The sequence below is a fragment of the Belnapia moabensis DSM 16746 genome (assembly GCF_000745835.1).
Classification (GTDB): Bacteria; Pseudomonadota; Alphaproteobacteria; order Acetobacterales; family Acetobacteraceae; genus Belnapia; species Belnapia moabensis.
Window position 1 is genome coordinate 101,495 of record NZ_JQKB01000011.1, and the last position, 22,727, is coordinate 124,221.

A 22,727-nucleotide genomic window follows, 5' to 3' on the forward strand; every position below is an offset into this window, starting at 1 on the left:
CTAGACCAAGCCGGGCGGGGGCGAAGCAGGCAAATGCCCGCCCCGCCCCGCGTGCCTCAGCCGGCGGCGCCTTGCAGGGCGGCCCAGACCCGGGGCGGCGTCAGCGGCATCTGCAGGCGGAGGGCGGCGGCCTCGTGGCCGGCGCGGGCTAGCGCATCGGCGATGGCGCTGACCACGGCCGGCGTCGCGCCGATCGTGCCCAGTTCGCCGACGCCCTTCACCCCGAGCGGATTGGTGCGGCAGGGGATCGACTGGTCGAGCTGCGTGACGTAGCCATGGGCGAGGTCGGCGCGCGGCATGCCGTAATCCATGAAGCTGGCCGAGAGCGGCTGGCCGGTATCCGGGTCGTAGGCGACCAGCTCGGAGAGCGCCTGGCCGATGCCCTGCAACGCGCCGCCGACGATCTGGCCCTCGACGATCAGCGGGTTGACGACGCGGCCGGCATCGTTGGCGGAGACGTAGGAGAGCACCTCGACCTCGCCGGTCTCGGGATCGACCTCCACCTCGCAGATGTGGCAGCCGTTCGGCCAGGTGGGGCCGGAGACGGAGTGGCTGATATCGACGAAGATGCGGCCCTCCGGCTGGCGCGCGGCAAGGTCGAAGAGGCCGATGCGGCGGTCGGTGCCGGCGACGCTGATGACGGCGTCGCGGTACTCGAGGTCGGCGGCGGCGGCTTCCAGCGCCTCGGCGGCGAGGTCCTTCGCGGTGTCGACCGCGCGGTCGGAGGCGACCTTGATCGCCGAGCCAGCGGTGAAAAGCGAACGGGAGCCGGCGCTGCCGAAGCCGCTGCCGCGGTCGGAATCACCGAGCACCACCTTGATCTGCTCGATGGGCACGCCGAAGACGTCGACGGCGAGCTGGGCGTAGCTGGTGGCGATGCCCTGGCCCATGGCCTGGGTCGTCGCATAGACCTCGATCTCGCCCTCGCCCTTCACCGCGACGGTGACGCGCTCCTCGAAGACGTTGCCGCCGGTCCATTCGAGGAAGGTGGCGATGCCGCGCCCGCGCAGCTTGCCCCGCGTCCCGGAGGCATCGAAGCGGGCGGGGAAGCCTTGCCAGTCCGCGGCCTTCAGCCCCTCGTCCAAGATCTGAGCGAAGCTGCCGCTGTCATAGGTCTGGCCCATGGCGTTGGTGTATGGCATCTGCACCGGGCGGATCATGTTGCGCCGGCGCAGCTCGGCCGGGTCCATGCCCATCTTCCGCGCGGCGGCGTCCATCAGCCGCTCGATCAGGTAGATCGCCTCCGGCCTTCCAGCGCCGCGATAGGGCGCGGTCGGCGTCGTGTTGGTCAGCAGCGCGGTGAAGCGCAGGTCGATCGTGGTGATGTCGTAGATGCTGGTCGAGACCCAGGGGCCGATCATCAGCTGGATGGCGACGCCTGAGGCGCGCTGGTAGGCGCCCATGTCGGCGAGCGTCCGCACACGGAGGGCGAGGACCTTGCCCTCGGCATCGAGGGCAAGCTCGGCGCGGCTCTCGGTGTCGCGGCCATGGGTCGCTGAGAGGAAATCCTCAAGCCGGGTCGCCGCCCATTTCACCGGTCGGCCGATCTTGCGGGCGGCGAAGGCGACGACGCCGTCCTCCGGGTAGAGGCCGGTCTTCATGCCGAAGCCGCCGCCGACATCGCCGACCAGCACGCGCACCTGCGCCGGGTCGATGCCGAGGATCTCCTTCGCCAGCGTGTCGCGCGCGCCGGAGGGCATCTGGCTGCTGAGGCGGAGGGTGATGCGGCTGCTTGCCGCGTCGTAATCGGCGAGCGCCATGCGCGGCTCCATGGAGGCCGGGGCGAGGCGCTGGTTGACGATGTCAAGCGAGACGGTATGCGCGGCGCGGGCGAAGGCGGCCTCGGCGGCCTCGGCGTCGCCGTAATGGGTCTCGGCGACGACATTGCCGGTGGCGGCGGGCCAGACCAGCGGCGCGCCGGGGGCGCTGGCGCGGGCGAGGCCGATGACGGCGGGCAGTTCCTCATACTCGACCTCGACGGCCTCGGCGGCGTCGCGGGCCTGGCCGGGGCTCTCGGCGATGATCGCGGCGACCGCCTCGCCGGCGAAGCGGACCATGTCGGTGGCGAGGATCGTCCGCGGCGGGGCGGCGAGCGGCGAGCCGTCGGGCCGCTTGAAGGGCAGCGCGACGCCGAGCGGCTTCACCCCGGCCTCCGCCAGCTCGGCGCCGGTGATGACGGCAAGCACCCCCGGCATGGCGAGCGCCGCAGCGGTGTCGATGCCGGTGATGCGGGCATGGGCATGGGGCGAGCGGAGGAAGACGCAATGCGCCTGGCCGGGGAGCGAGAAGTCGTCGGTGAAGCGGCCGGTGCCGGAGAGCAGCGCCTCGTCCTCGATGCGCCGCACCTTCTGGCCGCTGCCGAAGCGGCCGAACCCGGCCTCCATGCCATCCGCTACCATCGCGTCGCTCCACCAGATGTATCGTCGGGCGCAAGCTTAGCAGGGGCGGCGGGGGGCGACAGCCCCGGCGGGGCGATGTAGCCTCGCTCCGCTTCGCCGGAATGGAAGGACAGGATGCCTCGATCCGCCATCGTGCTCGGCGCCGGGATGGTCGGCGTCTCCGTCGCGCTGCATCTGCGGCGGCGCGGCTATGACGTGGTGCTGGTGGACCGGCGGGAGCCCGGCGAGGGCGCCTCCTTCGGCAATGGCGGGCTGATCCAGCGCGAAGCGGTGTTCCCGCACCCCTTCCCCCGCGAGGCGAGGGAGATCGGGCGGGTGGCCTGGAACCGCTCCATCGATGTCCGCTACCATCCGCTCGCCATGCCCGGCTTCATGGCGCCGCTGCTGCGCTATTGGTGGCATTCCGAGCCGGCGCGCTACGCGGCCGCGGTCGAGGGCCATGCGGCGCTGATCCGGACCTGCCTCGACGAGCACCTGGCGCTGGCGCGCGGCACGCCGGCGATGGCGCTGCTGCGGCCGATCGGCTGGATGCGGCTCTACAGCTCGGCGCCGATGCTGGAGGCGGCGCTGGCGCAGGCGGAGCAGGCGCGGCGGGAGTACGACGTCAACTATGTCGCCCTCGACGGCGCCGCGCTGGCGGAGGCGGAGCCGCATCTGCTGGCGGCGCGGGCGGGGGCGATCCACTGGACCGATCCGCTCTCGGTCAGCGACCCGCATGCGCTGGTGCTCGCCTATGCCGGCTTCTTCCAGCAGGAGGGCGGCGCCTTCCGCATCGGCGATGCGGCGACGCTGCGGCGCGCGGGTTCGGGCTGGGCGGTGCGCACGGCCGATGGCGAGGTAGAGGCCGGGGAGGTCGTCATCGCCCTCGGCGCGGCGGCGGGCGAGGTGACGCGGCCGCTCGGCTATGCGCCGCCGCTCTTCGGCAAGCGCGGCTACCACATGCATTACGGCCTCCGCGGCAATGCGGTGTTGCACCGGCCGGTGCTGGATACAGAGAGCGGCTTCCTGCTGGCGCCGATGCGGGCCGGCATAAGGCTGACGACGGGGGCGGAATTCGCACGGCCCGGCGCGCCGGCGACCCCGGTGCAGCTGGAACGGGCGGAGCCGGTGGCGCGCGGGCTGCTGCCGCTCGGCGAGCGGGTGGAGGGCGTGCCCTGGATGGGCGTCCGCCCCTGCACGCCGGACATGCTGCCGGTCATCGGACGGCTGCCCGGCCAGGCGGGGGCGTGGTGCGCCTTCGGCCATGCGCATCAGGGGCTGACGCTCGGGCCGACGACAGGGCGCATGCTGGCCGAGATGATGACGGGCGAGCAGCCCTTCGTCAGCCCGGAGGCCTATCGGGCGGAGCGGTTCCTACGGCGCGGGATGGCGGCCTGACGGAAGGAGACAGGGTCATGGGGCGGTCGATTCTGGTCTTCTACGGCTCCTACCGGTCGGACCGCACCGGCATCCGGCTGGCGCGCTACGTGACCGAGGGCTTCGCCGCGCGCGGCAATGCGACCGAGCTGATCGACGCGCAGGCGGTCGGCCTGCCGATGCTCGACCGGATGTACAAGGAATACCCGAAGGGCCAGGCGCCGGAGGCGATGGAGACGCTCGCCGGCAAGCTTCGGCAGGCGGATGGCTTCGTCTTCGTCGCGGGCGAGTATAACTGGGGCGTGCAGCCGGGGCTGAAGAACCTCACCGATCATTTCCTCGAGGAGTGGTTCTGGCGGCCGGCGGCGATCGCCAGCTACTCCGCCGGGCGGCTGGGCGGGGCGCGGGCCAATCTCGTCTGGCACGGGACGCTGTCGGAGATGGGGATGGTCGTCATCTCCAGCACGCTGATGGCGGGGCCGGTCACCGCGGCGCTGGATGCCGAGGGCAAGCCGACGGGCGATGGCGGGGCCGCGCTGGAGCGGGCCTTCCCGCGCTTCGCGGCCGATCTCGAATGGTGGGTGGATGCTGGGCGGGCACAGCGGGAGAGGCAGGCGCCGCCCTATTGAGCGCCCGGGTCAGTTCACCCCGACGGCGCCGCCGAGCACGTCGCCGATGCCACGGTGGATGACGAGGTCAGCGATGTCGTCGAGCCCGGTTTCCTGGTTGTTGACGATGGCGAGCCGCGCGCCGATGCGCTTCGCCAGTTCGGGGAAGCCGGCGGCGGGGTAGACCACCAGCGAGGAGCCGAGGACGAGGCAGAGATCGGCGGCCAGCACCGCCTCCTGAGCGCGGCGCATCGGGCCCTCGGGCATGGACTGGCCGAAGCTGATGGTCGCGGTCTTGATGAGGCCGCCGCAGCGGCTGCAATCGGGGATGTCGCCGTTGCGCTCGAAATCCTCGCGCAGCTCCTCGATCGAATAGCGGGCGGCGCAGTCGAGGCAGGCGCCGTAGGTGGTGTTGCCATGCAGCTCGATCACCTGACGTTCCGGGATGCCGGAGGCCTGGTGCAGGCCGTCGATGTTCTGGGTGATGACCTCGGCGACCTTGCCCTCGCGCACCAGTCGGGCGACGGCGCGGTGCCCGCGATTGGGCTCGGCGGCGCGGAGCCGGGCATCGGCGGCGAAGCGGCGGCGCCAGCTCTCGCGCCGCGCCTCGGCGGAGGCGAGGAAGTCCTGGAACATGATGGGCTTCATCTGCTCCCAGACGCCGCCCGGGCTGCGGAAGTCCGGGATGCCGGATTCGGTGCTGATGCCGGCGCCGGTGAAGACGACGACGCGGCGCGCGGCCTCGATCATGCCCCGAAGGTCGGCGATGTCACGGTCGGCGATGTCGCGGTCGTCCATGGCTCAGCTCCGGTGAAAGACCAAAGTGAGGTTGTTCGCCGGCATGGGTTCGACAATGGGCGGGGCGAAGCCCTGCGCCGCCGCGGCCTCGGCCACCGCCTCGAGGTCTCGGAGGCCCCAGGCCGGGTCGCGGGCGCGGAGCTCGGCATCGAAGACGGCGTTGCCAGGGGCGGTATGGGCGCCGCCCCGCCGGAAGGGGCCGTAGAGGATCAGCGGGCCGCCGACGGGGAGGCTGGCCGCGGCGCCGCGCATGAGGCCGAGCGTCGCCGCCCAGGGGGCGATGTGGATCATGTTGACGCAGAGCACGGCAGCGGCGGCGGGCCAGCGGGGCGCGGTCGCGTCGAGCCGCAGGGCGGGGCGGCAATTGGGCAGGCCGGTGCACCAGGCGTCGATTCCGGGCAGGGCGTCGGGGTCGCGCTCGGTCGGCTGGAGGGTCAGGTGCGGCAGGGCGGCGGCGAGGAAGGCCGCGTGCTCGCCGGTGCCGCTGGCGATCTCCAGCAGCAGGCCCGTGGCGGGCAGGTGGCGGCGGAGGGTGACGAGGAGGGGCTCGCGGTTGCGGAGCGTCGCCGGGGCGTGGCGGCGGGGGTCGGTCATGCGAGGCCGATGCGCTCGCGGATCCCGGCCGACCGCCAGGCGGTGATCCGGGAGGCTCTTCCCTCGGCAGCCTCGCCGAGAGGGATGGAGACAGGGGCACCGATGGCGCTTACTCCTGTTGCAGCGCGAATCTAGTCGTCAGAAGCGTTGCGATCAACGACGCCGGCGCCCCGCTTTGGCCCGACCGGCCCTTGGTCGGCGGGGCGCGCATGGCAGGTCCCCGGCCTCACCCAGCATCGCAACCGCCATGCCAGCTTGGTTCCGCCGGGCCGAGGCACTAGTTTGGCCTGGATGCGCTATCTCAGCACCCGCGGCGAGGCCGCACCCCGTGATTTCGAAGGCGTCCTGCTGGCGGGCCTCGCCGAGGATGGCGGCCTCTTCCTGCCCGAGGCCTGGCCCAGCCTTTCGGCCGCCGAATGGCGTGGGCTGCGCGGCCTGCCCTATGCCGAGTTGGCGGCGCGGCTGATCCACCCCTTCGCCGGGGGGTCGCTTTCCTTCGAGACGTTGAGGGAGATGACGGGCGAGGCCTATGCGGGCTTCGGCCATCCGGCCATCGCGCCCCTTGTCCAGCTCGATGCGCGCTGCTTCGCGCTGGAGCTGTTCCATGGGCCGACGCTCGCCTTCAAGGATATGGCGATGCAGCTGCTCGGGCGGCTCTTCGACCATGCGCTGGCGCGGCGGGGGGAGCGGATCACCATCGTCGGCGCCACCTCGGGCGATACCGGCTCGGCGGCGATCGAGGCTTGCCGGGACCGCAGCGCGATCGATCTCGTCATGCTGCATCCCGAGGGGCGGACTTCCGAGGTGCAGCGGCGGCAGATGACGACGGTGCTCTCGCCGAACATTGCCAACCTCGCCGTCCGGGGCAGCTTCGACGACTGCCAGGACCTGGTGAAGGCGATGTTCAACGACGCGCCATTCCGCCGGGAGATGCATCTGGCCGCCGTCAACTCGATCAACTGGGCGCGGGTCGCGGCGCAGATTCCCTATTATGCCTATGCGGCTCTCGCCCTCGGCGCGCCGGATCGGCCTGTCGCCTTCTCGGTGCCGACGGGGAATTTCGGCAATGTGCTGGCGGCCTGGGCGGTGCGGCGGATGGGGCTGCCGGTCGAGCGGCTGATCATCGGCGCCAACCGCAACAACATCCTGGCGCGCTTCCTTGCCTCGAACGACATGTCGATGCGCCCGGTGGAGCCGAGCCTGTCGCCGAGCATGGACATCCAGGTCAGCTCGAATTTCGAGCGGCTGCTCTTCGAGCTGCTGGGCCGCAACGGGGCGGCGACGGCGGCGGTGATGGGGCGCTTCCGCAGCGAGGGACGGATGCCGGTGCCGGATGCCGCCTGGCGCGAGGCGACGCGGCTGTTCCACGGCTTCACCCTCGACGACGAGGGGACGCTCGGCGAGATTCGGCATCTCTGGTGGCAGGCCGGGTATCTCGCGGACCCGCATACGGCGATCGGCACGGCGGCGGCGCGGGCGCTGGCGCCGGAGGATCCCGCGATCCCCGTCATCGTCGCGGCGACGGCGCATCCGGCGAAATTCCCCGATGCAGTGGAGGCGGCGATCGGCCTCCGTCCGCCCCTGCCGCCGCGCCTGGCCGACCTCTATGAGCGTGAGGAGCGCTTTGTGAGGGCCGAGCCCGACCTCGGCGCGGTGGAGGCGCTGGTGCGCAGCCATGCGCGGCGGAACTAGCCGCCACTCGCGCCCTCCCCTCACCGGCCCCATATTCACACGATGACCGCATCCCCTGCCACAAGGTCCCCCATGTCCGAAGCCATCCGCGTCACCCGCCTCGCCAATGGCCTCACCGTCGTCTCCGAGGCCATGCCGCGGGTCGAGACCGTGTCCTTCGGCGCCTATGTCTCCGCCGGCACCCGCCATGAGAGCGAGGCGGAGAACGGCGTTTCCCACTTCCTCGAGCACATGGCCTTCAAGGGCACGGCGACGCGCGACGCGGCCGCCATCGCCCGCGAGATGGAGAATGTCGGCGGCCATCTGAACGCCTACACCGCCCGCGAGCAGACCGCCTATTACTGCAAGGTGCTCAAGGAGGACCTGCCGCTCGCCGCCGACATCATCGGCGACATCCTGACGCATTCCACCTTCATCCCCGAGGAGCTGGAGCGCGAGCGCGGCGTCATCCTGCAGGAGATCGGCCAGGCGAACGACACGCCGGACGACATCGTCTTCGACCATTTCCAGGCGACGGCCTATCCTGGCCAGCCGATGGGCCGCCCGACCCTCGGCACCGAGGATGTCATCCGGCGGATGAAGCGCGAGGCGCTGACCGGCTACATGCAGCACCATTACGGGCCGGAGCGCATGGTTGTCGCCGCCGCCGGCGCGCTCGACCATGACACGCTGCTGGGGCTGGTGGAGCGGCATTTCCGCGACCTGCCGACCGTGGCGCCGCCGCCGCCGGAGCCCGCGCGCTATGCCGGCGGCGAGTTCCGCGAGGAGCGCGACCTCGACCAGGTGCACATCGTCCTCGGCTTCCCCTCCTGCGGCTACAAGGACCCGCTGCACTATCCGAGCATGCTGCTGAGCACGCTGCTGGGCGGCGGCATGTCCTCGCGGCTGTTCCAGGAGATCCGCGAGAAGCGGGGGCTGGTCTATTCGATATACTCCTTCGCCCATCCCTTCGACGACAGCGGCCTCTTCGCAGTCTATGCCGGCACCGGCGAAGAGGAGGCGGAGGAGCTGGTGCCCGTCACCCTCGAGGAACTGCGCAAGGTGCAGACCTCCGTCACGCAGGACGAGTTGGACCGCGCCAAGGCGCAGCTCCGCGCCAGCCTGCTGATGAGCCTCGAGAGCACCGGCAGCCGCACCGAGCAGCTGGCGCGGCAGATCCAGGTGCATGGCCGCATCATCCCCATCGAGGAGACCAAGGCGAAGATCGCCGCCGTCACCATCGAGCAGGTGCAGGAAGCGGCGCAGCAGGCCTTCCGCGGCACGCCGACGCTGGCCCTGCTCGGCCCGGCGGGGAAGGTGCCGGGCGTCGCGGAGATCGCCGCCAGCCTGAGGTGACGGGCGCGCGAGCGAATATGTGAATATTCAATCACGCCGCATCCCCCCTACCCTCCCCTGATCGAGAGCCCCGGCCAACGGGGCATACGGTGCAGAAGCGCCGGGACGTCCAGGGGGAGTAAGGCATGAAGCGGCGCGATTTCCATCTGCTGGCGGGCGGCAGCCTGGCCTTCGGCCTGGTAGCCCCGGCGGTCCGGGCGCAGGCGAAGAAGAGCCTCGCCTTCGTCGTCAATGTCTCGGCCGATTTCTGGACCATCGCGCGGCGCGGCATCGAGAAGGCGAACCGCGAGCATCCCGATTTCGACATGGAGATGATCATCCCGAGCCAGGCGAGCGCCGCCGAGCAGCGCCGCATCCTGGACGAGCTGGTGGCGCGCAAGGTCGCGGGCGTCGCCATCTCCGCCATCAACCCGGCGAGCCAGACCGACGTGCTGAACCGCGTCGCCGAGCAGTCCGTGCTCTTCACCACGGACAGCGACGCGCCGGCGAGCAAGCGGATGCTTTATATCGGCACGGACAACGTTGCCGCCGGGCGCCGCGCCGGCGAGCAGATGAAGCAGGCGATGCCGGAGGGCGGCCGCGCCATGCTGTTCGTCGGCACCATGGATGCCGACAATGCGCGCGAGCGCGTGCAGGGCATCCGTGAGATCTTACAAGGCGGCAACATCACCATCGCCGATATCCGCACCGACGAGAGCGACTTCGCCCGCGCCCGTCGCAACGCCGAGGATGCGCTGGCGCGCGAGCGCGACCTGAAGATGATGGTTGGCCTCTGGGCCTACAACACGCCGCAGATCTACCAGGCGGTGCGCGAGGCCGGGCGGCAGGGCCAGGTGAAGATCGTCGGCTTCGACGAGGATGCGCTGACCTTGCGCGGCGTGGCCGACGGCACCATCCACTCGACCGTGGTGCAGCAGCCCTACGAGTTCGGCTACCGCTCGATGAAGGGGCTGATCCGCGTGGTCAACGGCGACCGCGGCTGGATTCCGGCCAACAAGCAGGACATCGTCGAGACCAAGGTCATCGACAAGACCAATGTGGGCGAGTTCCAGTCCTACATGCGGGGCCTGCTGCGGGGCAGCTAGCGTGCTGCTCGAGCTGGAGGGGATCGGGAAGAGCTATCCCGGCATCCGCGCGCTGGACGGCGTCTCGCTGCATCTCGACGCCGGCGAGGTGCTCGGCCTTGTCGGCGAGAACGGCGCGGGCAAGAGCACGCTGATGAAGGTGCTCGGTGGGGTGGTGCAGCCGGATGCCGGGCGCATCCGCCTGCACGGGCGGGACTTCCCGCAGCTCAGCGTCGCCGAGGCGGGGGCGCAAGGCATCGCCTTCGTCCATCAGGAGCTGTCGGTCTTCGACAACCTCGATGTCGCGGCCAATGTGCTGATGGGGCGGGAGCCGGTCTGGGGCGGGCCGCTGCAGCTGGTCAACCGGCAGGCGGCGCGGGCCGCGGTGGCGCCGCTGCTGGCGCGGCTCGGCGCGGATTTCGGGCCGGAGGCGCCGGTCGCCACGCTCTCCATCGCGCAGCGGCAGATGGTCGAGATCGCCCGCGCGCTGTCCATGCGGGCGCGCATCATCATCTTCGACGAGCCGACCAGCAGCCTGACGCTGTCGGAGACGGACCGGCTGCTGGCGACCATCGCCGCGCTGCGCGAGGCAGGGACGGGCATCATCTATATCAGCCACCGCCTCGGCGAGATCACCACCTGCGCCGACCGCGTCACCTGCCTGCGCGACGGGCGGGTCGTCGGCCATCTGGCGCGCGGCGAGATCAACCATGCGACGATGACGCGGCTGATGATCGGGCGCGACCTGAAGTCGCTCTACACCCCGCCCGCTGCGATGCCGCGCGAGGATGGCGGGTTGCGCATCGAGGGGCTGGTAACAGAGGCCTTTCCCGACCGCAGCATCGACCTCGCGTTGCGGCCGGGGGAGATCCTGGGCCTCGCCGGGTTGGTCGGGGCGGGGCGGACTTCGCTGGCGCGGGCGCTCTTCGGCGTCGAGCCGGCGCTTGCGGGCCGGATCAGCCTTGGCGGCCAGGCGCTCAGCATCGGCAGCCCGCGCGAGGCGATCGCGCAGGGCATCTATCTCGTGCCGGAGGACCGCAAGCGCTCCGGCCTCGTGCTCGACATGTCGATCGCCGAGAATGTCTCGCTGCCGGATTTGCCGGACCATGCCCGCGCCGGGCTGGTACAGGGTGGCTCCGAGGCGCGGGCGGCCGAGGCGCAGCGGCAGTCGCTGCGCATCCGGGCGCCCGGCGTCGCGGTGAAGGCGGGCACGCTCTCGGGCGGCAACCAGCAGAAGGTGGTGCTCGGCAAGTGGCTGGCGATGCGACCGCGCGCGCTGATCTTCGACGAGCCGACGCGCGGCGTCGATGTCGGCGCCAAGGGCGAGATCTACGCGCTGATGCGCGGCCTCGCCGATCGCGGCGTCGCCGTATTGATGATCAGCAGCGACATGGAGGAGGTGATCGGCGTGAGCGACCGTGTCGCGGTGATGCATGAGGGCCGGATCGCCGGCACCCTCGAGCGCCATGAGGTGAACGAGCCGAACATCCTCCGCCTCGCCACCGGGCAGCGGCCGGAGGAACATGTGGCGACGGCGGAGGCGGTGTGATGGGGCGGAAGGAGCTCGGCCTCGCGGTCCTCATCGTCGGCATCGCGGCCATTACGGCGGGGCTGAACCCGCAATTCCTCTCGACCGTCAACCTGATGAACATGGCCAACCTCATCGGCCTGTTCGGCATCTTCTCGATCGGCCAGGGGCTGATCATCATCACCGGCGGCATCGACCTCTCCGTCGGCTCGATCTTCGCACTGCTCGGCGTGGTCTTCCTCGACCTCACGGCGAATATGGGGATCGCCTGGCCCATTGCGGTGCTCGTCGTGCTGGCGCTCGGCCTGCTGATGGGGCTGGTCCATGGGCTGCTGGTGACAAGGCTCGGGCTGCAACCCTTCGTCGTGACGCTCTGCGGGCTGCTGATCTATCGCGGGGCGGCGCGCTACTACACCGGCGATTCCACCATCAGCCTCGGCTATGCAGAGGGGCTGGATGCCATCACCTGGCTGGCGGCAGGGCGCAGCTTCGGCGTGCCGCACAGCTTCTTCGCGCTGATCCTCGTCGCCATCGTCGTGGGCGTGGTGCTGCATCGCTCGGTCTTCGGGCGATACCTCTTCGGCGTCGGGCGGAACGAGGAGGCGGCGCGCTATTCCGGCATCCGCACCGGGGCGGTGGTCACCGGCGCCTATGTGCTGGGCGGGCTGCTGGCGGCCTTCTCGACCATCCTGCTGGTCTTCTACACCAGCTCCGTCTCGCCCTCCTCCTTCGGCAATTTCTACGAGCTCTATGCCATCGCCGCCGCCGTGCTCGGCGGCTGCTCGCTGCGCGGCGGCGAGGGCAGCGTGCTCGGGATCGTGCTGGGGACGGTGCTGCTGCAGGTCCTGCAGAACCTGGTGAACATCCTTGGCATCCCCTCCTCGCTCAATTTCGCGGTGATGGGGGGCGTGATCCTGATCGGCGCGCTGGCCGACCGGCAGCTCGCGCGGCGCAAAACGGCGCCGGCGCGGGTGGCAGCGAAGGGGGCGGTGGCGGCGGCGGAGTAGGCCGGGTCACCACGGCCCGGGCCTGACCCTTTGCGCCGGCTAGATTTGGGCCCCCAATTAACGTCTCGGGGACGCCGGAACTGCAGCAAGCGGCTGATAGTCGGCTGGCCGTTGGAAACGGGCAGGGTCCTGCGGCCCGTAGGTGACGCGCGTAGCGACATACAGCGTCGATGCGTCCGAACCGCTTCCCTCGACAAGCCGCAACGGCACTCCGTCCGCGGTGATGCAGGCATGCCGCGCCTCGTCCGCGCTGCCCCCATCCTTCGGTTCGATCCGCCAAACCGTGCAGGCTTGCCCGGCAACCGTATCGGTCCCTTCGCGCGTCAGCTTGGCATCGGGGCGGACCAGGACGATGTCCTGGGTCATCACGGCAGCCATCCTGCCAAGGTCATGGTAGGTGCGATCCGCGTCGACCAACACGACCACTCCACCGCTGCGGGTGTCGATGATGTGGACCACGCGATTGATCAGGCTCCGGCCTTCCGTCCGAATCCGGCCTTCAGACGCGAGCCAAGCCACGGCGTCCACGGTAGGTGGCCTGTTCTTGACCTGATAGGCAACGGCGACGTCGCGCGTCGGCATCGCCGGAGGGCGCTCCTGCGCATGGGCGACGGAGACGGCGGAAGCGGCTAGGAGGCACGTCATAACGGCTTGCAAGGCGAATGGGCGCACGATTTCCAATCCTTGGTGGCGCTCGATATTCCTTCGTGACGCCTGGGAGTCAATTGGCGTCCTTCGGACTCGCCTGACCTGCATTCACCTGCCCCCCTGCGCGGGCCGGACATCTTGCAGGCTTCGCTTGCCCTGCCGCGAGGACAGGGCGGAGGCATCGGGGCGTTGGTGAGGCGGCGCGTGAGCCTCCCGGCAGGGCAGGACGGTCTCAGTAGCTCTTCGGCTGCTCCAGCACGCGCTCGGCGATGAAGGAGAGGATCATCTGCTCCGAGACGGGGGCGATGCGGCAGATCATCACCTCGCGCAGCAGGCGCTCGACGACGTACTCCTTCGCATAGCCCATGCCGCCATGGGTCAGCATGGCGCGGAGGCAGGCCTCGTAGCCGGCCCGGGCACCGAGCAGTTTCGCCGCATTGGCCTCGGCGCCGCAGGGGCGGCCGGCGTCGTAGAGCCAGGCGGCCTTCATCGCCATCATCCAGGCGCTCTCGAGCCCGGTCCAGCATTCGGCGAGCGGGTGCTGGATCGCCTGGTTCTGCCCGATGGGGCGGCCGAAGACCTGGCGCTCGCGCGCGTAGCGGCTGGCCCGGTCCAGCGCGTCGCGGCCGATGGCGATGGCCTCGGCGGCGATCAGGATGCGCTCCGGGTTCAGGCTGTCGAGGATGTAGGAGAAGCCGCGGCCTTCCTCGCCGATGCGGTCCTCCTCCGGGATGAAGAGGTCGTCGATGAAGACCATGTTCGAATCGACGGCGGCACGGCCCATCTTCGGGATGCGCTGCACCTCGACGCGGCTGCGGTCGAGGTCGGTGTAGAAGAGGGTGATGCCCTCGGAGGGGCGCCGCGCCTCCTCCTTCCGCGTGGTGCGGGTCAGCAGCATGATCTTGTTGGCGACCTGGGCCGTCGAGGTCCAGATCTTCCGGCCGTTCACGCGGTAGCCGCCGGGCACCTTCTGGGCGAAGGTGGTGATGCTGGTGGTGTCGAGCCCGGCATTCGGCTCGGTGACGCCGAAGCAGGCCTGGTCGGTGCCGGCGACGAGGCGGGGAATCCAGCGCGCCTTCTGCTCCGCCGTGCCGTGGACGACGATCGGGTGCGGGCCGAACATGTTGATGTGGAGCGCCGAGGCGGCGCCCATCGCCCCGCCATGGCGGGCGACGGTGTGCATCATCAGCGCCGCTTCCGTCACGCCGAGGCCGGCGCCGCCATGCTCGGGCGGCATGGTGATGCCGAGCCAGCCGCCCTCGGCCATGGCGCGGTGGAACTCGCGGGGGAAGCGGGCCTCGGCCTCGCAGTCGCGCCAGTAGTCGTCGCCGAAACGGCGGCAGACGGCGCCGACGCCCTCGACGATCGCCTCCTGCTCGGGGGTGAGGCCGAAATCCATGGTGATCCTCCCGCGGTTGCGGCGAGGATCGGCCGGCGCGGGCGCCAGGGCAAGCTCGCACCCTGCAAGCTCCCGCCCTGTTGGCTTGCCAAGGGCGGCGGTTCGGGCCAAGACCCCCTAACAGCCACTGCCCCCGGAGACAGCCATGGCCTCGGCGTTCGACCGCATCGCCGACATCATCGCGGAGACCAGCGATGTCCCGCGCGAGACGATCCGGCCGGAAAGCCATGTGATCGAGGATCTCGGTATCGACAGCCTCGACTTCCTCGACATCGTCTTCGCCATCGACAAGGCCTTCGGCATCAAGGTGCCGGTCGAGACCTGGACGCAGGAGGTCAACTCGGGCGCGGCCCCGGCCTCGCAGTATTTCGTCATGGAGAACCTGGCGAAGCGGATCGAGGAGCTGGTGGCCGCCAAGTCCGGCGGCTAGCGCCGTGCAGCTCGAATATTTCCGGATGATCGACCGGGTTGTCTCGGTCGATGACGGGTCCATCGCCGCGGAGGCGGTGGTGCCGGAGGCGAGCCCAGTCCTCGAGGGGCATTTCCCCGGCCATCCGCTGGTGCCCGGCGTGCTGCTGCTGGAGACCATGGCGCAGGCCTCGGGCTACCTGCTGCTGGCGCGGCTCGGCTTCTCCCGCATGGCCTTCCTCATCGGCAACAAGGAGCTGAAGCTGCGGCGCTTCGTCCGGCCAGGGGAGCGGCTCTCCGTGACCGCTCGGCTGGTGCATGAGGGCTCGGGCTATGCAGTCACGGATGCGGCCATCACCGGCGAGGGCAAGCGTATCTGCGAGGTGCGCGAGATGAAGTTCAGCCTGGCCGATTTCCCGGCGCCGGAGCTGGCCGCGGCGATGCGGGCGCAGGCCGAGCGGATCGGGCTCGCGCCATGAGCGGGGCGGTCTGGATCACCGGGATCGGCCTCGCCTCCTCGCTCGGCGAGGGGGTGGAGGCGCATCGGGCGGCGCTGCGGGACCCGGTGGCGCGGCCGGTGGTGGATGCGGCGGGCTTCGCCCCCTTCCCTGTCCATCCGATGCCCAATCTCGCCTTCGATGCGCAGATCCCGAAGAAGGGTGACCAGCGGCAAATGGAGCCCTGGCAGCGGCTCGGCACCTATGCCGCGGGCCTCGCGCTCGACCATGCGGGGGCGCGGGGACTGGTGGGGGAGATGCACCTGCTCGTCGCCGCTGGCGGCGGGGAGCGGGACGTGGGGCTCGACGAGGCGATCTGCGCCGAGCTTGCCGGGCTGCCGCCGGAGCAGGCGGGGCCGCTGCTCAACGAGCGCCTGGCCAACGGGCTAAGGCCGACACTGTTCCTGGCGCAGCTCTCCAACCTGCTGGCGGGCAACATCTCCATCGTGCATGGCGTCACCGGCTCATCGCGGACCTTCATGGGCGAGGAGGCGGCGGGGGCGGAGGCGGTGCGCATCGCGGCCGCCAGGCTCGCCGAGGGACGCGGCGAGGTGGCGCTGGTCGGCGGCGCCTATGTGGCGGGGCGGTGGGACATGCTGCTGCTGCATGCGGCCTCGGGCGGGCTGTGGCGCGGCGACTGGGCGCCGCTCGCCGAGCGGCGGGGTGGCGGGATGGTGACGGGGAGCATCGGCGCCTTCCTGGTGCTGGAGACGGAGCGGCATGCGCGGGGGCGCGGCGCGGCCTGCCTTGCGCGGCTGGCGGCGGTCAGGAGCGGCGCGGCGCGGCGCCAGGGCGAGGACAGCGCGCGGGCGAGTGCGGCGGCGCTGGCCGAGGGGCTGGCGCTGCGGCCGGGGCTTGCAGTGGTGTCGGGCGCGAGCGGGATGCCGGAGGCGCTGGCGGAGGAGCGGGCTTTCCTCGCCGGCCTGCCGGAGCCGGGGGCGGTGCGCTTCACCGCGGACCTGCTGGGGCATGGCGTGGAGGCGAGTTTTCCGGCGAGCCTGGCGCTCGGGGCGCTTGCCCTTGCTGAGGGCATGGCGACGCAGGCGCTTGTGACGGGGTTCGGGCTCTGGCGCGGCGAGGCGCTGGCCTTGCTGGAGGCGGCGTGATGCGGGACCATCTCGGGCGGCCGCTCGTCGCGGTGACGGGGATGGGGCTGGTGACGCCGCTGGGCTTCGGCGTGGCGGAGAGTTGGCGGGCCCTGCTCGCCGGGCGGTCGGGCATCCGGCGCATCACCCGCTTCCCGACCGAGCATCTGAAGACGCGGATCGCCGGGCAGGTGACGCTGCCGGGAGAGGAAGCGATGGCCTCGCCGGAGCGGGTGGAGCGGATGGCCGCAATGGCGGCGGCGGAGGCGGTGGGGCAGGCCGGGATCGGCGAGCGGTTCCCCGGGCCGCTGCTTCTCGGCATGCCGCCGGTCGAGGTGGAATGGCCGCAGCGGCTGGCGCTGGCGCGGGCGGGTGCCGGTTATCCGGCGATGGTCGAGGCGGTGGCGGGGCAGCGGGGGCTGTTCGAGACCTTCCTCTTCGGCGGGATCGGGGAGCGGCTGGCGGAGCGGTTCGGGACGCACGGCGTGCCGGTTTCCGTCACCACGGCCTGCGCGACGGGGGCCTCCGCGATCCAGCTCGGGCTGGAGGCGATCCAGCGCGGCGAGGCGAAGGCGGCGCTCTGCATCGGCGCCGAGGGGAGCGTGGCGCCGGAGCCGCTGGTGCGCTTCTCGCTGCTCTCGGCGCTGTCGACACGCAATGACGAGCCGGAGCGGGCCTCGCGGCCCTTCGAGAAGACGCGCGAGGGCTTCGTGCTCAGCGAGGGCGCGGCGGCACTGGTGCTGGAGAGCCTGGAGGCGGCGCAGGCGCGTGGGGCGGAGGTGCTGGGGCTGGTGCTCGGGGCCGGGGAACGAGCCGACAGCTTCCACCGCACGCGGAGCAACCCGGATGGCGGGGCGATCATCGGGGCGATGCGCGCGGCTATCGCCGATGCGGGGCTGCGGCCGGGCGACATTTCCTATGTGAACGCGCACGGCACGGGAACGCCGGAGAACGACAAGATGGAGACGCTCGGCATGCGCGCGGTCTTCGGCGATGCGCCGCCGCCGATCTCGTCGAACAAGTCGATGATCGGGCACACGCTCTCGGCGGCGGGAGCGATCGAAGCGGTGGCGAGCCTGCTCACCATCCGCGACGGAATGCTGCCGCCGACGATCAACCATGAGGTGCCCGATCCGGCGATCGCGCTCGATGTGGTGCCGAATGTCGCGCGGGCGGCGAAGGTGGAGCGGGTGCTGTCGAACAGCTTCGGCTTCGGCGGGCAGAATGTGTGCCTGGTGCTGGGGGCGGCGCCGTGAGCGGCGCGATGCTCGGAGCGCCGGAGGTGCGGAAAGCTAAATCGCGCCGCGCGCCGGAGGCGCAGCAATGAAAGCGTTGCAGCTTTTCGGTGATCGCGACACGCGGCTCGTCGAGGTGGCGGAGCCGGCGGCGCCGGGGCCGGGCGAGTTGCGGCTCAGGATGCGGGCGGTGGCGCTCAACCACATCGATGTCTGGGGCTGGCGGGGGATGGCTTTCGCCAAGCGGAACCTGCCGCTGACGGTGGGGGCGGAGGCGGTGGGCGAGGTTGTCGCCATCGGCGAGGGCGTGGAGGGGTGGCGCGTCGGGCAGCTCGCCGTGCCTTATGGGGCGCAAACTTGCGGCGTCTGCCGGGCGTGCCGGGAGGGGCGGGACAATCTGTGCGAGAATGTCGCGGGGGTGAAGGGATTCCACCTCGATGGCTTCGCGCAGGAGATCGTCAATCAACAGGCGCGGCTTTGCGTGAAGGTGCCGGAAGGCATCGCCGTGGAGGATGCGGCCTGCGCGGGGATCACCTTCTCGACCGTGGAGCACATGCTCTTCGACAATGCGCGGCTGGAGCCGGGCGAGACGATCCTGGTGCAGGCGGCGGGTTCGGGGATCGGCACAGTCGCCGTGCGCATGGCGAAGGCGATGGGGTGCACCGTCATCGCGACCGCCGGGTCGGACGAGAAGTGCGAGCGGGTGCGCGCGCTCGGGGCGGATCATGTCGTCAACTATACGAATGACCGCTTCGAGAGCGTTGCGCGGAAGGTGACGAAGAAGCGCGGCGTCGATGTGGTGTTCGAGCATGTAGGCGCCACGACCTGGGCGGGGTCGCTGCTGTCGCTCAGGATGGGTGGCAGGCTGGTGACTTGCGGCAGCACCTCGGGTGTCTCGGCGGAGACCAACCTGATGATGCTGTTCCAGCGGCAGCTGCGCATCATCGGCAGCTTCGGTGCGGCGATGCGCAACATCGGCGACGGGCTTGGCAAGATGGCGGGCGGCCTCCGGCCGGTGATCGACAGCACGGTGCCGCTGGAGGGCTTCGCCGGGGCGCTGGCGCGGCTCGAGGAGCGGCGGGTCTTCGGCAAGATCGTCGTCATGCTCTGACCATGCGCGATGCGGCGGTGGCGGCGCTGGTGCGGGGGCTCTTCGCGCTCGTCGGGGCGCTGGGGCCGGATCGCGCGGGGGCGCTGGGCGGTGCCGTCGCGCGGCGGGTCGGGCCGTTGGTGAAGGCGCATCGGATTGCGCTCGAGAATGTGGCGGCGGCGTTTCCCGAACTGTCGGAGGCGGAGCATCGACGGATCGTCGGGGAGGCCTGGGAGAATCTCGGGCGGACGGCGGCGGAATACGTGCATCTGGAGCGGATCTGGGATTTCGACCCCGATGGCGCGCCGGGGCGGATCGAGGTCGCGCCGGAGGCGGTCGCGCGGTTCGAGGCGCTGCGCGAGGATGGCAAGCCGGCGCTGTTCTTCGCGGCGCATCTGGCGAATTGGGAGCTGCCGGCGGTCGCGGCGGCAAAGCATGGGCTGCCCTCCGCCGTGCTCTACCGGACGCCGAACAACAAGGCCGTCGCGGCGGATATCCGTGCGCTGCGCGAGGGGATCATGGGGCGGCTGATCGCGGCGGATGTCGCGGCGCCGGTCCGCATGATGGAGGCGCTCGACGAGGGGCTGCATGTCGGCATGCTGATCGACCAGCGCTTCGGGCGGGGGCCGCGGGTGCCCTTCCTCGGGCGGCCCGCGGCAGCCAATCCGTTGCTGGCGCGGCTGGCGCGGCGCTTCGACTGCCCGGTGCATGGGGCGCGGGCGATAAGGCTGCCGGGGGGCCGGTTCCGGCTGGAGCTGACCGAGGCGGTGGAGCTGCCGCGGGATGCGCGGGGACGAGTGGATGTGGAAGCGGCGACGGCGCTGCTCAACCGGATCGTCGAAGGCTGGGTCAGGGAGCATCCGGGGCAGTGGCTGTGGATGCACAGGCGGTGGCGGTAGAAGTTGAGGAATTGAAGAGGGGGCGGGTCAAAGCGTTGAGACTGGCGGATTTTCGGGCGAATTTTAGGAATTCAGGGTTTTAAGGACTGCCTGCGAACAACCGTAGACCGGGTTGCCCTGCCGCCTCGGATGCGAGGCCGGCCTCCGGCGCGTGCAGCCTCAGCGCCAGTAGGCCCCCTTGGTGCCCGGCGGCGGCCCGATCAGGCGATCATAGGCGCGACGTTCGATGCCGTAGCACTCGCAGGAAGCCGCTTCGAGGCCCGGCCGGTCGGTGATCGTAATCCGGCCCCGTTCGTAGCGGATAAAGCCCGCCTTCTGCAGCACCCCCGCGGCAACGGTAACCCCGGCGCGGCGCACGCCGAGCATCATCGACATAAACTCGTGCGTCATGGGGAAGTCGTCAGTCCCCACGCGGTCATGCGCCATCAGCAGCCAGCGCGCGAGGCGCTGTTCGATATGGTGCCGACCGTTGCAGGCCGCGCTCCGCGTCACCTGCTCGAAATGCGCCAGCGCGTAGCGGCTCAGGGTCGGGCGGAGCGATGGGATGCGCTCCAGCTCCTCCCGGAACGCGGCAGTGCCGATCCGCAGCCCGGTGCCAGGCACCTGGACCATGATCTCGAAACCCTCGATGTCGGCGCCGAGCAGCGGCGCCAGCCCCATCATCCCTTCCGGGCCTATGAGGCCGACCTCGGCACTGTCGCCGTTGTCCATGTAGGCCAGCCGGGAGAGATAGCCTGTCCCCGGGAAGTAGACCGCCCGGATCGGCTGCTCCACTTCCTGCAGGATCTGACGCAGCGAGAGCTCGACAAGTTCGAGCCGCGGCAGGAAGCGCGCGAGGTCGTCGGGCGGCAAGGCCGCGAGCAGGCGGTTGCGGGGTGCGGGCTGATCGGTCATGGCCACGCATGGCTCCTGCGACAGAATGTCGGCGGGAGCACGGTCGCGTCTCACAGTCGCCTGCGCCGAAAGGATCGCGGCAGGCGATGCGTGGTTATAGAATCCGCAACGGAGGTTGTCGGGGCGAAACCGTACAGGACTGGAAAGTTCTTTCAAAATTCCAGCAAGTATGCTCCGGGTTGTACCCGTCCGTGCGGATGCATCATATTGCTCCGCTGCCGTTCAAAGACTGTTTCTTCGGTGGCGTCCGGGAACGGATGGGCCGCAGGCCTCGCAGGCTGTCGGGTCGGGTCAGACTTCCTCATCGATGCGGTTCTGTTCGATCGCCTCGAGAGGGGTCAGGCCAGCGTCGAAATACTTCCGCCATAGCTCCGCATCGATGTCGAAGGTCACAACGGCCTCGATTTCGGCGATCCAGGTGTCGAAGTCCATGTGCCTGCTCCGGTGCTGCACCACGTGGTTGCCAGGGCCGCCTGACCGGATCGCCGACATTGGGGGGGTCCCGAAGGTCCGCGATGGGTCGAGGCTGTAGGAGAACACGGCCTCCGTCGATAGTGGTTCCTCCGGCACGGTTATGGGGCTGGCACCCCGGGCGCCGGACGGAACCAGCCCTCGCCTGCCCTTCCGCGGCTCGGCCGAGGCCGGCGGCGCGAGGCGCCGGGCGCCTGCACCGCCATAGCCAGCCTTCGGTCAGGCTACGGCCTCGTGCTCGGCTGCCACCGCTGCCGGCAGGAGGCCATAGGTCGAGACCCAGTCCCAGTCCCTCGCCGTCCAGGCGATCGGCGTCATGTTCGGCCCCAGGAAGACCTGCGGCCAGGTATTCTTCACGTTCTGGTCCCAGCCCGGCTTCATGGCGAAGAGCGAGTAGCACCAGGCCAGGATGACGATCCGGTTCTCGCTCAGGTGCCGCCTGATCTCCGTCGTCAGCTTCCCGACCGTGTCGAAGGACCCATCGCCCACATCCTGCACCACGACATGGATGCCAGGCAGCGCCTGGCTGCCGTTCAGCTGCCGGGCGATGGTCCGGTCATCCTCCGGGTTGATCGCGGTGTCGGCCGGCCTGTTCGGGTTACGGGGATGGATTCGGCCCGTTCTCGTGTCCACCTCCTGGCCGAGCTGGTCGCCATGGCGCCCTGCCAGCACCGTGAAGGTCTGCTGCCCCTTGCCGTACAGGTCGCGGACGATCTCCCGCCAGGACCCGTCGCCGGTGAAGGTCACCGAGACGCAGAGATTGCCCTTGATCACCCAGGGGCAGTCGTCGAAGGACCAGTCGCCGCTGTTGAGCTTGTCCCAGACATTCTTCGGTGAAAGGGGACTGGTAGGCTTGATGTATTTGGCGGCCATCGTCGCCTGCTCCTGCATTCGATACTTCAAAAAACGATGCGGAGCCAGCGGGAGCGAGGCAAGCTAAAAGGCGTTAACCTTGTAACAAGCCGCCAAATCTTAAAACGGCGATGCTCAGGGCTGGTTGGCGGCGGGAGCGGTGACCCAGCCTTGGAAGGGCGGCTCGCCGCAGTCGCCGCACCAGAGCTCGCGGTTCAGGCCGATCAGGTGGAGACGCGCATCGCGGCCGACCAGGGCGATCAGCCGGGCGCGGCTATAGGTGTGGGACCGGCAGCCGCAGCGGAGGCAGAGCGCCTCGTCGCGCGCCAGGTCGTTGACCGTGAGGGCGAAGGCAGGGTCCATGATGAGGACAAAGATAGAACATCGCCGCCGGTTCCGCAAGCGCTTTCTATCGGTTCCGCATCATTCACCGGTCACGTCGTGGTGGCGGTGCAGCCAGGGCCGTTGCGGTTGAAGCTGGTGATGCGGCCCTCGCGGGATTCGAAGACGAGGACGCAGCCCTCGACGCCGCCGCCATAGCCGCCGAGGCCGAGACCGAGGCCGGTGCCAACCCCCACGCCGCCGCCGAAGCTGCCGAAGCCGAGGCCGATGCTCGGGAAGATGGCGGGGCGGCTGGAGGGGCGGGCGAACTCGTACTGCAGCAGGCGGCGGCCCTCATTCTCATAAGTGCGGTTGGGGACGCCGAGATTGGCGACGACATCCGCTTCCGGGCGGCCGACATAGGTGCCGATGCGGCGGTCGAATTCCGCCGTGGTGCCGGAGGAGCCGCAGGCGGCGAGCAGCAGCGGCAGCAGGAGGAGAAGGCGGTGCATCGGTCGGGGCCCCGTCCGCGGGTGGCGGGATTGCC

23 protein-coding genes are annotated in these 22,727 nt (G+C 70.4%); 13 read left to right on the forward strand and 10 right to left on the reverse strand.

Features of this window, described 5'->3' with window-relative positions; all coding sequences use genetic code 11:
• Window positions 1-56: 56 nt before the first annotated feature.
• Window positions 57-2,399: a xanthine dehydrogenase family protein molybdopterin-binding subunit gene (locus EP26_RS09725; protein WP_084112425.1), complete on the reverse strand. Its 2,343-nt coding sequence runs from the start codon at window positions 2,397-2,399 to the stop codon at window positions 57-59.
• Window positions 2,400-2,513: 114 nt separating this feature from the next.
• On the opposite strand from EP26_RS09725, the gene EP26_RS09730 reads away from it, so the two are divergent.
• Together EP26_RS09730 and EP26_RS09735 are read left to right on the forward strand one after the other, a co-directional pair.
• Window positions 2,514-3,776 carry an NAD(P)/FAD-dependent oxidoreductase gene (locus tag EP26_RS09730; RefSeq protein WP_043338111.1) on the forward strand — a complete coding sequence of 421 codons (1,263 nt, stop codon included), beginning with the start codon at window positions 2,514-2,516 and terminating at the stop codon, window positions 3,774-3,776.
• Window positions 3,777-3,793: 17 nt separating this feature from the next.
• On the forward strand, window positions 3,794-4,384 hold the full coding sequence (locus EP26_RS09735) for an NADPH-dependent FMN reductase (protein WP_043338112.1): 591 nt from the start codon (window positions 3,794-3,796) through the stop codon (window positions 4,382-4,384).
• 9 nt (window positions 4,385-4,393) lie between these two features.
• On the opposite strand, the gene EP26_RS09740 is transcribed toward EP26_RS09735, so the two are convergent.
• Together EP26_RS09740 and EP26_RS09745 are read right to left on the reverse strand one after the other, a co-directional pair.
• A complete protein-coding gene (locus EP26_RS09740) occupies window positions 4,394-5,161 on the reverse strand; it encodes an SIR2 family NAD-dependent protein deacylase (RefSeq protein WP_043338114.1) in 768 nt (255 codons plus the stop codon).
• A 3-nt stretch (window positions 5,162-5,164) separates the two neighbouring features.
• The gene (locus EP26_RS09745; RefSeq protein ID WP_043338116.1) at window positions 5,165-5,755 is read right to left on the reverse strand and encodes a DUF938 domain-containing protein; all 591 of its coding nucleotides are present in this window, start codon (window positions 5,753-5,755) and stop codon (window positions 5,165-5,167) included.
• A 291-nt stretch (window positions 5,756-6,046) separates the two neighbouring features.
• Between EP26_RS09745 and thrC the strand changes: the two genes are divergently transcribed.
• From thrC to EP26_RS09770, 5 genes are all read left to right on the forward strand, one after another.
• A complete protein-coding gene (gene thrC, locus EP26_RS09750) occupies window positions 6,047-7,447 on the forward strand; it encodes a threonine synthase (protein WP_043338206.1) in 1,401 nt (466 codons plus the stop codon).
• 72 nt (window positions 7,448-7,519) lie between these two features.
• Window positions 7,520-8,782 carry a M16 family metallopeptidase gene (locus EP26_RS09755; RefSeq protein WP_043338117.1) on the forward strand — a complete coding sequence of 421 codons (1,263 nt, stop codon included), beginning with the start codon at window positions 7,520-7,522 and terminating at the stop codon, window positions 8,780-8,782.
• Between the two features lie 125 nt (window positions 8,783-8,907).
• Window positions 8,908-9,867, forward strand: a complete 960-nt coding sequence (locus tag EP26_RS09760) for a sugar-binding protein (RefSeq protein WP_043338119.1) — start codon at window positions 8,908-8,910, stop codon at window positions 9,865-9,867.
• A 1-nt stretch (window position 9,868) separates the two neighbouring features.
• The gene (locus EP26_RS09765; RefSeq protein WP_043338120.1) at window positions 9,869-11,395 is read left to right on the forward strand and encodes a sugar ABC transporter ATP-binding protein; all 1,527 of its coding nucleotides are present in this window, start codon (window positions 9,869-9,871) and stop codon (window positions 11,393-11,395) included.
• On the forward strand, window positions 11,395-12,381 hold the full coding sequence (locus EP26_RS09770) for an ABC transporter permease (RefSeq protein ID WP_043338122.1): 987 nt from the start codon (window positions 11,395-11,397) through the stop codon (window positions 12,379-12,381). Before EP26_RS09765 ends, EP26_RS09770 begins: the two co-directional genes overlap by 1 nt.
• Window positions 12,382-12,438: 57 nt before the next feature.
• Here EP26_RS09770 and EP26_RS09775 read toward each other — a convergent pair whose 3' ends face one another.
• Window positions 12,439-12,963 (reverse strand): hypothetical protein, encoded by a 525-nt coding sequence (locus tag EP26_RS09775; RefSeq protein WP_157033470.1) that lies wholly within the window; start codon window positions 12,961-12,963, stop codon window positions 12,439-12,441.
• A gap of 298 nt (window positions 12,964-13,261) precedes the next feature.
• On the reverse strand, window positions 13,262-14,428 hold the full coding sequence (locus EP26_RS09780) for an acyl-CoA dehydrogenase family protein (RefSeq protein WP_043338126.1): 1,167 nt from the start codon (window positions 14,426-14,428) through the stop codon (window positions 13,262-13,264).
• A 145-nt stretch (window positions 14,429-14,573) separates the two neighbouring features.
• On the opposite strand from EP26_RS09780, the gene EP26_RS09785 reads away from it, so the two are divergent.
• From EP26_RS09785 to EP26_RS09810, 6 genes are all read left to right on the forward strand, one after another.
• Window positions 14,574-14,858 carry an acyl carrier protein gene (locus EP26_RS09785; protein WP_043338128.1) on the forward strand — a complete coding sequence of 95 codons (285 nt, stop codon included), beginning with the start codon at window positions 14,574-14,576 and terminating at the stop codon, window positions 14,856-14,858.
• 4 nt (window positions 14,859-14,862) lie between these two features.
• Window positions 14,863-15,315 carry a 3-hydroxyacyl-ACP dehydratase FabZ family protein gene (locus EP26_RS09790; protein WP_043338130.1) on the forward strand — a complete coding sequence of 151 codons (453 nt, stop codon included), beginning with the start codon at window positions 14,863-14,865 and terminating at the stop codon, window positions 15,313-15,315.
• Window positions 15,312-16,439, forward strand: a complete 1,128-nt coding sequence (locus EP26_RS09795) for a beta-ketoacyl-ACP synthase (RefSeq protein ID WP_043338132.1) — start codon at window positions 15,312-15,314, stop codon at window positions 16,437-16,439. The genes EP26_RS09790 and EP26_RS09795 overlap by 4 nt, the downstream gene beginning before the upstream one ends.
• A complete protein-coding gene (locus tag EP26_RS09800; RefSeq protein ID WP_043338134.1) occupies window positions 16,439-17,674 on the forward strand; it encodes a beta-ketoacyl-ACP synthase in 1,236 nt (411 codons plus the stop codon). Before EP26_RS09795 ends, EP26_RS09800 begins: the two co-directional genes overlap by 1 nt.
• 67 nt (window positions 17,675-17,741) lie before the next feature.
• Window positions 17,742-18,764 carry a zinc-binding dehydrogenase gene (locus EP26_RS09805; protein ID WP_043338135.1) on the forward strand — a complete coding sequence of 341 codons (1,023 nt, stop codon included), beginning with the start codon at window positions 17,742-17,744 and terminating at the stop codon, window positions 18,762-18,764.
• A 2-nt stretch (window positions 18,765-18,766) separates the two neighbouring features.
• Window positions 18,767-19,642: a lipid A biosynthesis lauroyl acyltransferase gene (locus EP26_RS09810; protein WP_043338136.1), complete on the forward strand. Its 876-nt coding sequence runs from the start codon at window positions 18,767-18,769 to the stop codon at window positions 19,640-19,642.
• 159 nt (window positions 19,643-19,801) lie between these two features.
• On the opposite strand, the gene EP26_RS09815 is transcribed toward EP26_RS09810, so the two are convergent.
• The 5 genes from EP26_RS09815 to EP26_RS09830 all read right to left on the reverse strand — a co-directional run bounded on the left by EP26_RS09815 (window position 19,802) and on the right by EP26_RS09830 (window position 22,692).
• Window positions 19,802-20,536 carry a Crp/Fnr family transcriptional regulator gene (locus tag EP26_RS09815; RefSeq protein ID WP_084112426.1) on the reverse strand — a complete coding sequence of 245 codons (735 nt, stop codon included), beginning with the start codon at window positions 20,534-20,536 and terminating at the stop codon, window positions 19,802-19,804.
• A gap of 291 nt (window positions 20,537-20,827) precedes the next feature.
• A complete protein-coding gene (locus tag EP26_RS34735) occupies window positions 20,828-20,968 on the reverse strand; it encodes a hypothetical protein (RefSeq protein ID WP_157033471.1) in 141 nt (46 codons plus the stop codon).
• A gap of 258 nt (window positions 20,969-21,226) precedes the next feature.
• Window positions 21,227-21,880, reverse strand: coding sequence for a hypothetical protein (locus EP26_RS09820; protein ID WP_157033472.1), 654 nt, complete (start codon window positions 21,878-21,880; stop codon window positions 21,227-21,229).
• 114 nt (window positions 21,881-21,994) lie between these two features.
• Window positions 21,995-22,222, reverse strand: a complete 228-nt coding sequence (locus EP26_RS09825) for a hypothetical protein (RefSeq protein ID WP_043338139.1) — start codon at window positions 22,220-22,222, stop codon at window positions 21,995-21,997.
• A gap of 71 nt (window positions 22,223-22,293) precedes the next feature.
• Window positions 22,294-22,692: a hypothetical protein gene (locus EP26_RS09830; protein WP_052388999.1), complete on the reverse strand. Its 399-nt coding sequence runs from the start codon at window positions 22,690-22,692 to the stop codon at window positions 22,294-22,296.
• Window positions 22,693-22,727: the final 35 nt, after the last annotated feature.